Origin of the sequence: Segetibacter aerophilus, from assembly GCF_007991655.1 — a bacterium.
GTDB classification, from domain to species: Bacteria; Bacteroidota; Bacteroidia; order Chitinophagales; family Chitinophagaceae; genus Segetibacter; species Segetibacter aerophilus.
The window spans coordinates 254,604-270,250 of record NZ_BJYT01000005.1 but is presented as its reverse complement, the minus strand read 5'-3'; the positions used below and the strand labels follow the sequence as shown (position 1 = coordinate 270,250).

The 15,647-nt window shown below is 39.6% G+C and carries 11 protein-coding genes; 7 read left to right on the top strand and 4 right to left on the bottom strand.

The annotated features are described in order from the left end of the window. Nucleotides 1–202 precede the first annotated feature (202 nt). From SAE01_RS08535 to SAE01_RS08515, 5 genes are all read left to right on the top strand, one after another. Entirely contained in the window at nucleotides 203–2,653 is a 2,451-nt protein-coding gene (locus SAE01_RS08535; protein ID WP_147203327.1) for an ABC transporter permease, read from the top strand. A gap of 334 nt (nucleotides 2,654–2,987) precedes the next feature. Then, nucleotides 2,988–5,372, top strand: a complete 2,385-nt coding sequence (locus SAE01_RS08530; protein ID WP_147203326.1) for an ABC transporter permease — start codon at nucleotides 2,988–2,990, stop codon at nucleotides 5,370–5,372. A 35-nt stretch (nucleotides 5,373–5,407) separates the two neighbouring features. Further along, the gene (locus SAE01_RS08525; RefSeq protein ID WP_147203325.1) at nucleotides 5,408–5,605 is read left to right on the top strand and encodes a hypothetical protein; all 198 of its coding nucleotides are present in this window, start codon (nucleotides 5,408–5,410) and stop codon (nucleotides 5,603–5,605) included. A gap of 89 nt (nucleotides 5,606–5,694) precedes the next feature. Continuing rightward, complete coding sequence (locus tag SAE01_RS08520) at nucleotides 5,695–8,145, top strand: ABC transporter permease (RefSeq protein WP_147203324.1); 2,451 nt, start codon at nucleotides 5,695–5,697, stop codon at nucleotides 8,143–8,145. A gap of 383 nt (nucleotides 8,146–8,528) precedes the next feature. Next, nucleotides 8,529–10,931 carry an ABC transporter permease gene (locus SAE01_RS08515; protein WP_147203323.1) on the top strand — a complete coding sequence of 801 codons (2,403 nt, stop codon included), beginning with the start codon at nucleotides 8,529–8,531 and terminating at the stop codon, nucleotides 10,929–10,931. A gap of 91 nt (nucleotides 10,932–11,022) precedes the next feature. Here SAE01_RS08515 and SAE01_RS08510 read toward each other — a convergent pair whose 3' ends face one another. Next, nucleotides 11,023–11,244 carry a DUF2795 domain-containing protein gene (locus SAE01_RS08510; protein WP_018611350.1) on the bottom strand — a complete coding sequence of 74 codons (222 nt, stop codon included), beginning with the start codon at nucleotides 11,242–11,244 and terminating at the stop codon, nucleotides 11,023–11,025. A 165-nt stretch (nucleotides 11,245–11,409) separates the two neighbouring features. Between SAE01_RS08510 and SAE01_RS08505 the strand changes: the two genes are divergently transcribed. Next, nucleotides 11,410–12,090: an ABC transporter ATP-binding protein gene (locus tag SAE01_RS08505; protein ID WP_147203322.1), complete on the top strand. Its 681-nt coding sequence runs from the start codon at nucleotides 11,410–11,412 to the stop codon at nucleotides 12,088–12,090. 39 nt (nucleotides 12,091–12,129) lie between these two features. Here SAE01_RS08505 and SAE01_RS08500 read toward each other — a convergent pair whose 3' ends face one another. From SAE01_RS08500 to gatC, 3 genes are all read right to left on the bottom strand, one after another. Then, complete coding sequence (locus SAE01_RS08500) at nucleotides 12,130–12,690, bottom strand: cob(I)yrinic acid a,c-diamide adenosyltransferase (protein ID WP_174834607.1); 561 nt, start codon at nucleotides 12,688–12,690, stop codon at nucleotides 12,130–12,132. A gap of 127 nt (nucleotides 12,691–12,817) precedes the next feature. Further along, entirely contained in the window at nucleotides 12,818–13,534 is a 717-nt protein-coding gene (locus tag SAE01_RS08495; RefSeq protein ID WP_147203321.1) for an ABC transporter ATP-binding protein, read from the bottom strand. Between the two features lie 217 nt (nucleotides 13,535–13,751). Then, entirely contained in the window at nucleotides 13,752–14,042 is a 291-nt protein-coding gene (gene gatC, locus SAE01_RS08490; RefSeq protein ID WP_147203320.1) for an Asp-tRNA(Asn)/Glu-tRNA(Gln) amidotransferase subunit GatC, read from the bottom strand. Nucleotides 14,043–14,241: 199 nt separating this feature from the next. Here gatC and SAE01_RS08485 point away from each other — a divergent pair, with 199 nt between their 5' ends. After that, nucleotides 14,242–15,636 (top strand): sigma-54-dependent transcriptional regulator, encoded by a 1,395-nt coding sequence (locus SAE01_RS08485; RefSeq protein WP_147203319.1) that lies wholly within the window; start codon nucleotides 14,242–14,244, stop codon nucleotides 15,634–15,636. Nucleotides 15,637–15,647 lie beyond the last annotated feature (11 nt).

The window sequence follows — 15,647 nt, the reverse complement described above, 5'->3', positions numbered from 1 at the left end:
GTCCCTAAATTGGCTCATAATCCCCTAAGTCCACACGCTTTAGATCCCTGTTTCAAAAGCGAACAAAAGTGTATCAAAAACGTACAATTAAGTATGCTTATTTGGCACCTAAAAACATGACTTTCAAATACTTCTACTTTTGGCCACGTTATTGGAAAACGTAAAAGCGAATGCTTTTTACACATCCGTAAATACCAAAACAATGTTTAAGAATTATTTGGTCACCACTTATCGAAACCTTTTTCGAAATAAGATAAATACCATCATCAATATAACAGGCCTTACTGTTAGCATCGCCTGTTGCGTCTTCATTTATGTCTTTGTAAGACATGAAAAAACGTTCGATAGTTTTCACGCAAATGCGGACCGGATTTACCGCATTGTATCTGATGATAAAAACACCCAAGGAGCTTCATACCAGGGTTACGTTAGTTTCCCTGTTGCAAAAGCACTCCGAAACGACTTCCCAAATCTTGAAACAGTTACACAGGTGTATGTAAACAACACCGCAGTTGTTAGCATCAACGACGCTTCAACCACACGTAAAGTTTTCGAAGAAAAGGAAATGACTTTTGCAGATGAATACTTTCTAAAAACCTTTGACTACCCTGTTTTGGCAGGACAAAAAACTGGCCTACTCGCATCACCTGACGAAGTTGTTTTAACAAGGGAACTTGCAGACAGATTTTTTGGAAAAGAGTTTAAGAACAGCTTCGATAAGTTGATTGGTAAAACACTTACCATCAACAAAAGCAACTACAAAATCTCAGCTATACTTGAGAATATCCCCCGCAACACAAATGTAACTTTTAAGATGTTGCTTCCGTTTAAAGATTTTGCAAGAAACAATACGAAACTGGTAGAAAACTGGAAGGACAATTATTCTGAGTCTTACACCTTTGTAACTGTTCCCACCAATTATCGCACACGGCAATTTGAAGCTGACCTGGTCAATTTTAAAAACAAATATTTAGATAGAGAATCAGCACAAAGAACCACATTTCATGCACAGCCATTGAGCAAGGTTCATACAGAAGAAAAATACGGGGGTACCTATTATGCAACCCCGTCTATACTCATCATTGCCTTTGTTTGTATGGGCATTATCGTTTTGCTTACCGCATGCATCAATTTTATCAATCTTGCCACTGCACAGTCCTTTAAACGTGCAAAGGAAGTTGGCATTCGCAAGGTGTTGGGAAGCAATAAATGGCAGTTAATGCTGCAGTTTATGGGGGAAACTTTTATCCTCATTCTTATTGCCTCGGTTGCAGGCCTATTGCTTGCCGACCAATTTCTTTCGGCATTTAATAATTATTTGTCTTTTATTGTCGATCTCGGTCTGCACATAGATAGTACGATTATCATTTTTCTTGCAGGATTAAGCATCCTGGTAACTTTTCTTGCCGGTTATTATCCTGCAAGATCGATGACCAACTTCGCTCCTATAAAAGCCCTCAAACACACGATCACCGGCAGAAATACTGGTTTGTCCAGTAGATTTTCTCTAAGGAAAATACTGGTTGTTACCCAGTTTACCGTTTCGCAAGTGCTCGTTTTCGGAACCATTATTGTCGCTACGCAGATGAAGCATTTCTACACCCAGGATCTTGGATTTAAAAAAGAGGGAATACTAACTGTTGAGATCCCGGAAAACAATCCGCAAAAAAGAGATCTGTTTCGTAACCATTTATTAAGCCAGGCACAGGTAGGAGATGTGTCATTTAACTCTGGCCCACCTACCTCAGCCAGTAATAGCTACAGCGAGTTTCGTCGTAAAGATGCTCCTCAGACAGAGAAAGTGGGTGTCGAAAGAAAGTTTGTCGATCATCATTATATACCTACCTACAACATTAAACTTATTGCAGGCAGAAACCTGGAAGAGGCAGATAAGGTCGCAATAGGTGATACTTCAAAGAAGTACAATGTGGTGGTTAATAAGAAAGCGGTAAATGTTCTGGGTTATGCTAACGCTGCCCAGGCTTTAAATCAAACGATTATTGTAAATGAGAAAGATGAAGCAACAATTGTAGGTGTAACCGATAACTTCTACAATGTTTCATTACAAAAAGAAATAGATCCTTGCCTCTTGTTTTATGGAACTAACTGGGTTCCTATGGCTGCTATTAAAACCAATACTGGTTCTATTTCAACGCTGCTTCCCTTTGTTAAACAAAAATGGGAAGAGTTGTATCCGGACCAGGTGTTTAAATCATTGAGTCTTACCGACTATTTTAAGTACAAAGCATTTTATGTTTTAGAAGACATCATGTACCAGGGCTTTAAAATCTTTGCATTGCTTTCTATTATTATCGGCTGCCTTGGTCTGTATGGCTTGGTTTCATTTCTTGCTATACAAAGGCAAAAAGAAATTGGCATTCGCAAAGTATTGGGCGCATCAGTGCAGGGAATAGTTTACATGTTTTCAAAAGAGTTTGTCATACTTGTAATAATAGCCTTTCTACTTGCAGCGCCACTTGGTTACATGGCAATGAGTGCATGGCTTCAAACCTTTGCAAATCGTATCAGTATATCACCTTTTTATTTTGTCATTGCATTTTTATTGTCATTAATCGTCGCTTGTTGTACCGTTGGCTTTAAAGCAATTGCCGCAGCGCTGGCTAATCCAGTTAAGAGTTTGAGGACTGAATAAATAATTTGAAAATGTGGCAATTTGAAAATGTGAAAATGAGGTGCGAAGAGACCGAATAGGACGTGGGTCAGCAGCTTCATGTGTAGCTAAAGAACAGAAAATAATAAGTAAGAAAAAAATAGTTGCCCTGACAACAGTTCTTGCATAAGGGACATCAGTCGGTTGGGTGCCAAGCGAAGGCGAAGGCATTCAGAAACATGCGAAGCAGTTTCTGAAACAAGCGGGTGGAGTCCCGTTGCAAGAACGAAGCCCAGCGGCTTGAGCTGTTGACTTGCGTTTAAACCTTTAAAGAAAAAAGGCTGCGATAGTCGTATTATAAACAAAAAGAACTTTTATGTTTCGTCAACATCTAAAGATCAGCATTCGAAACTTATGGAAGAATAAAAGCTTCAGTGCCATTAATATTATTGGGTTGTCCCTGGGACTTGCAAGTGTAATGACACTAGGCCTAATGGTACATCAATACCTGACCACCGACGATATCCAGGTAAACAAAGACCGGATGTACTATCTCAAAACGTTTTCACCCGATGGCAACAGTTACGCCCAAACTACATTCCCATTATTATACGAAATACAAAAGTCAGCACCCGAAGTTGAAGCGGCAACGCACACCCAGACATGGAACTGGCCATGGTTAAAGAATAACAATAAAGAAGCACAGGAAAAAACCATGTATGTTGATACAGGTTTTTTCAGGGTATTTTCTTTTAAGCTTAAAGAAGGTAATCCCACTACGGCTTTGAAAGAAAAATTCAACGTAGTTCTCTCGCAGAAGACAGCGGACCAACTGTTTGCCAAGGGTTCTGCTTTAGGTAAAACAATCATTGCAGACGATAGCATACCACTTACAGTGACCGGGGTACTAGCCGAAATACCTACCAATTCCACCATTAAAACTGATGTGCTCTTAAACATTGATTTACTGAAAGACAATAAAAATTTCGCAGAAAACGCCAACTGGTATAACACCTTTGCTCAAAATTACCTTTTACTGAAAGATGGAGCTAAGCCTTCAGTTCTGGACGCTAAAATAGCCGGGATTGTAAAACAGTTTTATGCTGAAGACACGAAGAAAAATACAATAAAGTCCGTTCCTTTCTCGAAGATGAGAGAAGAAGCAGGTGCTAATGTAAAAGTGATTATAACTGGGGCTATTGCTGTTATTGTCTTCATCTTGCTAATCATTGTCGTAAACCTGCTTAATCTAAATGCCGCTACGATGTATAACAGAACTAAAGAAGTCGCGGTCAGGCGAATGATTGGTTCAGGTAATCGGAGTATAATTGTTCAGTTCTGCATGGAAAATGCACTGATTATTTTTATATCGCTTCTTGCAGGTTTCTTTCTTTTTACCGACGTTTTACTTCCAGAGGTAAATGCAATCACAGGATCACGGTTCGGAGAAATCTGGTTTAAGTTAGATCATGATTATCCGGTAATTCTTGCTTTCCTTGTTGTTTCGATTATCATTGTTCTCGTCGCTGGTAGCTATCCCGCTTTCCACTTAACTTCTGTAAAAGTAACCGACGCTGTAAAAGGCAATATCATCAGCCAGGGCACAAACAAAAGTTTTATAAGGGACTTCTTTATTACTATCCAGTTTGCATTGGCTATTGTGTTGATTTGTGCTGCTATTGTTCTCAATACACAAATCCGGTACATGAAAACCACCTCTCTTGGATTCAATAAAGACAATGTTATTGTTGCCAAACTTGACCTTGCTTTTAAAAACGAAAAACAGTCGCAAAGCCAGTTTGACGCACTGCTACATTCACTCCAAGCAAACCCTTATGTAAAATCTGTCTCTACATCACCTGCCGTACCTACAGCCTACTGGGGGAACTATAACGGCTATACGGATTTGCTAACGGAAAAAAAGATTCGTCTAAAACATGCGGGCTCAGATGCTGGTTATACATCTGCGTACCAAATACCAATCATTGCCGGCCGAAATTTCAATGATGCATTATCAGCTACCGAACAGAATAGCGTATTGATCAATGAGTCTGCGGCAAAAGCCTTTGGTTGGACAAACCCTATTGGCAAACAAATCAGGGGAAATGGCGGCGATAATGTATATACAGTCATTGGTGTAATGGCTGACTTTCATTACGAGGACTTACAACAACCTATCGAACCATTACTGCATTGGTACGGCGGAAAACAAGGGTTAAAAGACAATTCTTATTTAAGTATAAAGGTTGACAGCAGGCACAGTAAAGAAGTAGCTGCGCAACTTGAAACTGCTTTAAAAAGCATTCCTGCCCGCCGTGAACCAACGGTGCGTTTTATGAGTGAAATGATCAATGAGCAATATGCGTTGTTGATGGGCATTTTAAAGATCACGAACTATGTTGCAGTGTTAACAATAGGCATTGCCTGCATGGGAATATTTGGTTTGGTTGCACTTTTTGCACACAAACGGGTTAAAGAAGTCGGCATCCGAAAGGTACTAGGTGCATCGGTGTTTAACATTACTTCACTGCTATCAAAAGATTTCATCCGCCTTGTGTTTGTCGCCTTTGTTATTGCAACCCCAGCTGCTTGGTGGCTCATGAGTAAATGGTTGCAAAACTTCGCTTACCGCATTACCATTCAATGGTGGATGTTCGGAGCTGCAGGATTACTTGCAATCATAATTGCACTGCTAACGGTGGGCTTTCAGGCAATCAAAGCAGCAATTGCAAACCCGGTAGAAAGTTTGAGGAGTGAGTGAGCAATTTGAAAATGGCGCAATTCGAAAATTTGAAAATGAGAGCGAAGGATTTTTTGAGCCACAAAGACACGAAGAACACAAAGGAGCACAAAGAAAAGAAGCAAATCGATCCGCTGATGAAGGACGAAAAAGATGAAAAAGAAAATGTGGTAGATCTATTGTTTAAAATTATTCTAAAGTACCACTCCTTCTCCTTCAGGAGAAGGAGAAGGAGGATGAGGTTGTCCCGCTGAACTTGAATCAACCAGTACAAGTGAGTGACACAACGATGATGCTATGAAAACAAAATGTCGGTAACCTAAAGAAATAAAAACATAACCGTATGTTTCAAAACTATATCAAAGTCGCCTGGAGAAATTTAATGAAGAACAAAGTTTTTTCTTTCATTAATATTTTCGGATTATCTGTTGGTCTTACCTGCTGTTTGCTGATTACCATTTACCTAATCTATGAATTGAGTTACGATAAGCATCATAAAAACATCAACCAGTTATATGAGGTGGGAACGGTGTTTGTGAAGAGCGACAAAGATGAAAGAACGTTGAACACCCCCGCTCCAATGGCGCAGGCAATGAAACAGGAGTTTCCTGAGATTGCTGAAACGGCAAGAATGATGATGCTGTTTGCCGACGACAAAACGTTGCTGCAATACAAACAGGACAATACCGAAGCCAGGTCTTTTTATGAAACAAAGGGTTACATGGCCGACCCGACCCTATTTAAATTATTTACCTACAACTTTATTGAAGGCGATGCTGCAACCGCATTAACAGAGCCAAAAGCAATTGTGCTAAATGAAGAAATTGCAAAAAAATTCTTCGGCGACAAACCTGCATTAAACAAAATAATACATGTAAACAGCAACACCAACGGCGAGTTTGACTACAAAGTAACCGGTGTGTACAAGCCTTCAAAAAAGCCATCGCATTTGGATGCAAAGTTTTTCATTTCCATAAAAGGCGGCGGTATGGAACAGTTTATAACACGTCAAACTGATATGGCGTCGAACAATATGTTCGCCACTTATTTTTTGCTAAAACCAGGAACAGACGCAAAAAAGCTCGAAGCTAAGTTTCCTGCTTTTGTTGATAAATACATTGGCAAAGACCTGAAGGCGATGGGATTTTATAAGAAACAATTTCTAATTCCTGTTAAAGATATTCACCTGCATTCTGGTTTAACCAATACTGCTTCAGGTTCGGGTAGTATGACTTATCTATACATTCTTGGATCGATTGCAGTATTTACTTTAATGATTGCCTGCATCAACTTCATGAACCTTTCTACAGCCCGTTCTTCCAAACGCTCGGCTGAAGTTGGTGTGCGCAAAGTATTAGGCGCAGAAAGAAAATCGCTCATCAAACAATTTCTTGGCGAGTCATTGCTGATGAGCCTGATTGCCTTTGTTCTGGCCCTTGTTGTTGCAAGACTTTTAGTGCCGGCTTTCTCAAACATCTCAGGCAAAAATCTATCACTTGGCTTTGCTGACAACTGGCTTATTCTTGCAGGGTTCCTGGTATTAGCATTTATAACAGGACTTTTTGCAGGTATTTATCCGGCCTTTTATTTATCATCTTTTCAGCCGGTTAAAGTTCTAAAAGGCAGGTTTAGCAACACATTATCAGCAGTTGCTTTAAGAAAAGGACTCGTAGTATTTCAGTTTATAATTTCTGTGGTGCTTATCATCGCTTCGGTCGTTATCGGCAACCAAATGAAATACATGAGGTCAAGAGACCTTGGGTTTGCAAAAGACCAGGAAATCATAATTCCACTCAGAAGCACAATTGCAAAAAACATTTATACTTCACTTAAAAATGATATCAGGAATAATCGACAGGTGCAGCAGGCCGGCGGAACACTATACTATCCAGGCATCATGAACCCAAGCGATTTTGGTTTATACAAAGAAGGCAAAACAGTAAGCGACGCCAGGATTGTACATACCAATGCAGTAGACGAAACTTTTCTTCAAACACTGGATATAAGACCTGTTGCAGGAAGATTATTTTCTGCCGATTTTCCTGCCGATACCAGCAACAGCCTGATCGTAAACCAGGAAGCTGTAAAACAGCTAGGATTCTCATCTCCACAACAAGCCGTTGGCAGCAAGGTGTTTTTCGATTTTCGTGGCAGAAGTTTCAACTTTTCGATTGTAGGAGTGGTAAAAGATTTCCATTTCCAGGATCTGCATGTTCCGATTGCTCCTTATGCCTTCCAGTTGAACAATACGCCGTTGTACAATTATCTTGTTGTGCATGCAAAAGCTGCAGATATTTCTACGCTGCTAAAGACCATTGAAACGACCTGGCATAAACTTAATCCAAATGAGCCTTTTGAATACAGTTTTCTCGATGAAGATTTCCAAAAGAATTATGATGCAGAAAACCGCTTAGCTGCTATTGTCAGCTATTTTACCATCATTGCAATTCTCATTTCCTGCCTCGGTTTGTTTGGGCTTGCCACGTTTAGTGCCGAACAACGTACCAAAGAGATTGGCGTAAGAAAAGTGTTGGGTGCAACCGTGTTGAATATTGTAGGATTGTTGTCGAAAGATTTCTTACAGCTTGTTGCTATTTCCGTTCTCATTGCTTCACCCATTGCCTGGTTTGCGATGAATAAATGGTTGCAAGACTTTGCCTATCGTGATAACATCGGCTGGGAAGTCTTTGTAACTACAACCATATTAGCGTTTTTAATAGCAATCATAACGATAAGTTTCCAGGCAATAAGGGCAGCTTTATCGAACCCGGTTAGAAGTTTAAGAACGGAATAGCCTCCGCCCTAAAGGGAGAAGAGCTTTTGGAGCAAGCTTTTAAAAAAGGATGAAACTCCTGTTGCGTCGCACTCTTGTACTGAAAATCTTTGCTCACCTTTTTTGAACCACAAAGACACAAAGAACACAAAGGAGCACAAAGACAAGAAGCAAATCGTAAGCGCGATGAAAGATGAAAAAGAAGGTGTGGTAGATATAAAGTCTAAGAATGTTCTACGGTACCGCTCCTTCTCCTTCAGGAGAAGGAGAAGGAGAAGGAGGATGAGGCTGTCCCGCCCCCAATTGAATCAACTAGTACAAGTGAGTGAAACAACGATGATGCTATGAAAAACGATTGTTTGCTAATCAAATAAGAAAAAACTTAACAGCTTAAAGCAGTTCATATGTTCCAAAACTATTTTAAAACAGCTATCAGAAATCTTATAAGAAACAAGAGTTACACTACGATTAATGTGCTTGGATTAGGTGTAGGCATTGCCGTCTGCCTGATGATCTTCCTGGTCATACAGTTTGAAACGAGTTTCGATAATTTCCATACGAAGAAAGACCGCATCTATAGAGTGCTTACAGAATTTAAAGATCCCTCTGGCATTAGTCATAGTTCCGGCGTTCCGTTTCCCTTGCCGAAAACTTTAAGAAGCGACTTTCCGCAACTGGAAAAAGTGACCGCTATTTCAAGCGACAATAATTCGTTGTTTGCAATCGTCGACAACGGACAATCAGTCAAAAAGTTTAAGGAAGAGCAGGGCGTCTTTTATACAGAGCCAGAATTTTTTGAGATTTTCGATTTCCCCTGGTTGTATGGAGAAGCAAAATCGTTAAGCGAACCCAACAACATTGCACTTACAAAAGAAACAGCAGAAAAATATTTTGGCTCATGGAAAAATGCAATTGGTAAGACGATTAAAAAAGACAACCGGTACCTATTGAAAGTTGTTGGCATCATTGATAATGCACCTGCCAATTCAGACTTCCAATTAAAAACCGTGATCTCATACAAAACGTTTTCTAACAGTAACTCTACCGATTGGGTTTCTGTAAGTAGTAATCATGGGTGTTATGTTTTAATGCCGGATAACATAACCCCTGCAAGCTTCAATAAATTTTTTCCTGGTTTTGTTAAGAAGTACCGACCGGCAGAAAGAGTTGCTGTAACAGGTCAACTATTGCAGTCAATTAAAGAAGTGCATTACGATGCAGATGCAGGTAATTTTATTGGAAGAACGATATCAAAAGAGCTCATCAATACACTAAAGCTGATCGCATTATTCATTTTGCTAATTGCCTGCGTAAACTTCATAAACCTTTCAACAGCGCAATCAGTTAACCGGGCAAAAGAGGTGAGCATCCGCAAAGTAATGGGAAGCAACCGCAAACAACTGGGACTGCAATTTCTAAGTGAAACAACATTTATCACTTTAGGCGCCGTCATCGTCGCAGTGTTGATTGTCGTTCTTGCGCTACCGTACGTTAAGTCTTTGTTAGTTCTACCCCTATCTTTTAATATTGTACAAAATCCTTCCATACTTATTTTCCTGTTAGTCACTACGGTTGCAGTGACTATTCTGGCCGGTTTTTATCCATCCATTGTTTTATCCGGATTTAATCCTGTTACAGCATTAAAAAGTAAGTTGATTGCCAAAAGCACGAAAGGGATTTCTCTGAGAAGGTCTTTGGTAGTAACGCAATTCATCATTGCGCAAGGATTGATAATTGGTACTCTGATCATCGTAAAGCAGATGAACTACTTCCAAAATGCTTCCATGGGTTTTGATAAAGAAGCGATGTTAACGGTGCCTATTCCAACGGATAGCGTAGGCAGAAGCAAAATAGACTATCTAAAAATTGCTTTAATGAAAAACCCTGAAATACGAAATGTAAGCTTCAGCTTTACGCCTCCAACTAACCAGGGTAACTGGTTCTCGGATTTTAAATTTGATCATTCTCTAAAAAACAGTGATTTTGGTGCAAACCTTAAATGGGCAGATGCTGATTACATCAACACTTATAAGCTCGAATTGGTGGCGGGTAGAAATTATACTAGGGGCGATACTACAAATGAAATAATTGTAAATGAAGAGCTGTTAAAAAGACTGGGTATAACCAATCCTCAGGAAGCGATTAATAAAGAAATTGACATGTGGGATGGGCAGGTAAAAGCACCCATCGTCGGTGTTGTAAAAGACTTCCACTCTCAATCACTGCAGTCGGCAATAGACCCTATCATGATGGGAAATTACAAACGTACCTACCGAACCATTAATATTAAGGCGCAACAAAAAAACATTCATGAAACCATTGCTTTCATTGAAAACTTATGGACAACTACCTATCCTGATTATGTTTTTGAATACAAATTTTTAGACGAAAGTATTGCGAACTTTTACCAGAAGGAGAAACAGCTCTCTCAACTCTATAAGATCTTTGCTGCGATAGCTATCTTCTTAAGTTGCCTTGGACTGTATGGGCTAGCCTCATTTATGGCTGTACAAAGATTGAAAGAAGTAGGCATCAGAAAAGTACTTGGAGCAACAGTTCAAAATGTCATCTACCTGTTCTCAAAAGAATTTATCGTTCTAATAACTATAGCGTTTGTAATAGCAACTCCGATAGCATGGTACCTGATGCACCAATGGTTGCAGGACTTTGTATACCGCATAGACATTAGTTGGTGGATCTTTATTATTGCAGGTGCTGCATCATTAATCATCGCATTGATCACTGTTAGTTTCCAGGCAATAAAGGCTGCCATTTCTAATCCTATAAAGAATTTAAGAACGGAGTAGTACTCGTTGCAAACACAGCCGTAAAGCCAACAAAAAAGCCATCTTTCAGATGGCCTTTTTGTTATAATATGTCTTTTTTGAAAGAGCTGTCTTAATATTCATCTTCATTAAACATGAAGTCATCCTGGCTGGGGTAGTCTGGCCAAATGTCTTCAATGCTCTCGTACACTTCCCCTTCATCATCTAACTCCTGCAAGTTTTCAACCACTTCAATAGGTGCACCTGAACGAATTGAATAATCAATAAGCTCATCTTTTGTCGCAGGCCATGGTGCTTCTTCCAGGTAACTGGCTAATTCAAGTGTCCAAAACATCTTTAATGTGTTTTAAATTTTTGCAAATGTAGGGGTATATCTGATATAACCAAATCAACCTTCTGCAAAGGCATGTTATATTAAAATTTGGGTTGAAAGTGCAGCTCTAGCATTGTAACATGTAGGTTTGTATATAATTGATAATCTTTCATATACGAATGTTGCATGCTGGTAGCAAAAAATATTTTTAAGAAGTACGGAACATTAGAGGTTTTAAAAGGGGTCGATCTTACCATAGTTAAAGGAGAAATAGTAAGCATTGTTGGCTCATCCGGCGCAGGCAAAAGTACACTGCTGCACATACTGGGTACTTTGGACAGCGCTGACAAGGGAGAGATTTATCTTGAAGACCAGCGGGTGGATACTCTAAGAGGTAAACCCCTTGCGAGGTTTCGCAACGAGCACATTGGTTTTGTATTCCAGTTTCACCACCTGCTACCTGAATTTAATGCGCTTGAGAATGTTTGTATCCCTGCCTGGATTGCAGGTAAAAGGAAAAAAGAAGTAACCGAACGAGCGGTTCAGCTTTTAGAAACACTACACTTAAAAGGCCGGTTAGAAAACAAGCCACAACAACTTAGTGGCGGAGAGCAACAGCGTGTGGCAATCGCAAGAGCGCTTATAAACAATCCTCAGATCATTTTTGCTGATGAGCCTACGGGCAACCTTGATAGCAAAAATGCCAAAGAGCTACACGAGTTATTTATACAGCTCCGAACTCAGTTCAACCAGACTTTTTTGATAGTTACGCATAACGAAGAACTGGCAGCAGTCAGTGATCGAACCATTCATATGAAGGATGGAAAAATAATTGATGCGGTAGGCGAAGAAGCAACGATTATTTGATCTGTTATTTTCGCAGCAACAATGACCCAATCACCCTTTTTACATTCGAGCTTTCCAGGCAATTTCTTCAATATGTAGAATATGGCCGATATACCTGGCCAGAACGAAAAGAAAATCACTAAGGCGGTTGAGATATTTAATAACCAACGGATCAATAAAACTTCCCGCTTCCATTATTTGTACGCATAGTCGCTCTGCTCTTCGACAAACACATCGGGCAATATGTGCAGTTGAAACAGCCACATGACCGCCGGGAATAATAAAGTTTTTCATCACAGGCAAGACCTCGTTCATCTTATCCATTTCTTCCTCCAGCAACAAGACATCCTCTTCTTTTAAATCGGGGATTTTCATCAGCGGCTCTTTTTCGGGGTCGCACGCGAGAGAAGATCCTATGGTAAACAACCTGTCCTGTATCTCTTTTAATAACGATTTCAATTGGCTGTCTTCGAGGTAATCATTTACAAGACCTATAAACGAGTTGAGCTCATCGACCGTGCCGTAACTGTCTATACGGATATTGCTTTTTGGCACTTTAGTTCCTCCTATAAGTGAGGTTTTACCCCTATCGCCTGTCTTAGTATAAATCTTAATAGCCATTATTTTTTGTTTTGATGACGCTGCCGCAAATAGTCTTAGTGGCTAGCCAACATTAGATGATAATGCAGCAATTGTTGCGTCGCACACTTGTACTGTTTATTGTAATTAGAAAGGGAAAAAACTAGGGCTACAGAGGTACGGCTTCGCTTGCAAGATGAGTGCTTTTTGTAGTGTCGCTTTCAATAACACCGTCTCTCAGCCTTACTATCCGCTTAGCATACTTCGCAATGTCTTCTTCGTGTGTAACCAAAATGACAGTATTACCTGCCTGTTGTATTTTGTCAAAAATATCCATCACTTCAACAGACGTCTTACTATCAAGGTTACCTGTTGGCTCATCGGCAAGTATGATCGCAGGGTTGTTTATTAAAGCACGTGCAATGGCCACCCGTTGAATTTGTCCGCCGCTCATTTCGTTTGGCTTATGATGACTTCTTTCAGCCAAACCGACTTTAGCCAACACCTCCATTGCCCTCTCTATTCTTTCTTTTTTCGGAATGCCTGCATAAACCAGTGGCAATGCTACATTCTCCGCTGCATTTAAACGTGGTAAGAGGTTAAATTGTTGAAACACAAATCCGATATCTTTATTTCTCACTTCAGCCAGGTCATTATCAGGCATTTTACTCACATCCTTCGAGTTTAAGATATACGAGCCTGCAGTTGGACTATCAAGACATCCTAAGATATTCATCAAAGTACTTTTTCCGGAACCGGACGGTCCCATCAATGCTACATATTCATTCTTGAAGATATCAAGGTTAATACCTTTTAAAACCGGAATAGCCTGGTTGCCCATGAAGTAACTTTTCCTGATATTATCCAGATGTATAATCAAACTCATAGGTAAGAAATGGTATTGTGATATTATGCCTAAGTCCTCAATCAATTTTTGTCTCTCAACAATCTACTTCAGGCGGCTCTTAGTTTAATTAAATACTTGCTCAATTTTAAAATAAGGTAAAAGTGTGCGACGCAACAATGTTACATAGGGATCTAATAGCCAGGGCACATAAAACTTCCTAATCTCCTTTGTCCTCAACTACTTCCTCGCTGTACCGTTACTTCCTGATCACCTTTGGAACTTTAAAAAATTTGTCATCACGTAGAGGTGCGTTCAGCAATCCCTCCTCCCTTGTAATAGAACCCTTCACCTCGTCCTCTCTTAATACATTCACCTCATCGCTCATAAATAACAGCGGCTCTACACCTGTGGTATCCAGCTCATTCAATTTCTCAATGAACGAGATCATTTTTTGAAGATCGGTTTTTATTCCTTCTTTTTCTTCAGGCTTAAAAGTCAGTCGCGCCAATGTCGACAGCTGATCTACTAATTCATCATTCACTTGCATAAACCAACAATTATAAAACAAAAATAGCCATTACAGTCAAGTTTAGTCACAATATGGGAAAGTACAGTGCCAGAGGTTTAGATCTTTTCATGACAAGAATTCAGTTTCCGTTAAAAACACATACTCTCAGAATGACTATTTTTCCCATAATGGCAAATGATAAACAATACCTTAAAAATATTTTCGTTTTAAGGAATATATGAAAAACCAAAAGACCTTTAAGGTTTTTATCGTAGAGGATGATCTATGGTATAGCTCCATGCTGGAGTATTACCTGTCACTTAATCCAGACTATGTCATCCAAAAATTCGATACAGCCAAATCCTTCTTATCCAGACTGCACGAGAAACCGGATGTCGTAACGCTTGACTATTCTTTACCCGACATGAACGGGGATAAGCTTTTGAAGCAGATTAAAGATACAAGCCCCGATACGAAAGTTATTATTATCAGTGGGCAGGAAAATGTAAAGGTCGCACTCGACCTTCTTAAGAAAGGCGCTAACGACTACATTGTAAAAGATGAGGATGCAAAGGACAAACTTTGGAATACTATTATTAACCTTCGCGAAAATATAGAGCTAAAGCAGGAAATAGAAACGCTTAAAGAAGAGGTAACAAGAAAATACGATTTTAGCAATGCCATTATAGGTAGCAGCCCGGTTATTCAGCGGGTTTTTAGCATGATGGAAAAGGCGGCCCGAACGAACATTACAGTTTCGGTTACGGGCGAAACAGGAACAGGTAAAGAACTGGTGGCAAAATCCATACACTATAATTCTCCCCGTAAAAATCTTGCATTCGTAGCGGTAAACCTTGCAGCTATCCCCCGGGATTTGTTGGAAAGCGAATTATTCGGCCACGAAAAAGGTGCCTTTACCGGAGCCATAGCTCGCCGTATTGGCAAGTTTGAAGAAGCCTCAAAGGGCACATTGTTTTTGGATGAGATTGGAGAAATGGACATAAACATGCAAGCCAAATTATTAAGGGCATTGCAGGAAAAAGAAATTGTAAGAGTAGGTAGTAATGAAGTAGTTAAAATAGATGTCCGCATCATTGTGGCTACGCATAGAAACCTGCTTGAAATGGTTAAAAACGGAACATTTAGAGAAGATTTATACTATCGTATTTTAGGCCTTCCCATTCACCTTCCTCCTTTAAGGGAAAGAGAAAATGACGTGTTGATTATTGCAAAGCACTTCATGGACAACTTCTGCAAAGAGAATACTCTACCCAGAAAGAACTTGTCAACCGACGCAAAGAAAAAGTTGATGGGTCATGCGTTCCCGGGCAATGTGCGTGAACTTAAATCGGTGATTGATCTTGCCTGCGTAATGGCTGAGGAAAAAGAAATCGAGGCAGAGCATCTAAACGTGGTATCGCAAAATATGATCAGCGATTTTATGTTGAAAGAAATAACGCTTAAAGAGTTTACCATTAAATTTATTCAGTTTTATCTCGATAAGTATAACTATGATGTTTTAAAAGTCGCACGAAAATTAGACGTAGGTAAATCAACTATCTATCGCATGATTCAAAACAAAGAAGTTTTTGTAAATAAGAAATATTCATTTGAAGCAAGCTTCATGAATTAATTAAAAGAACA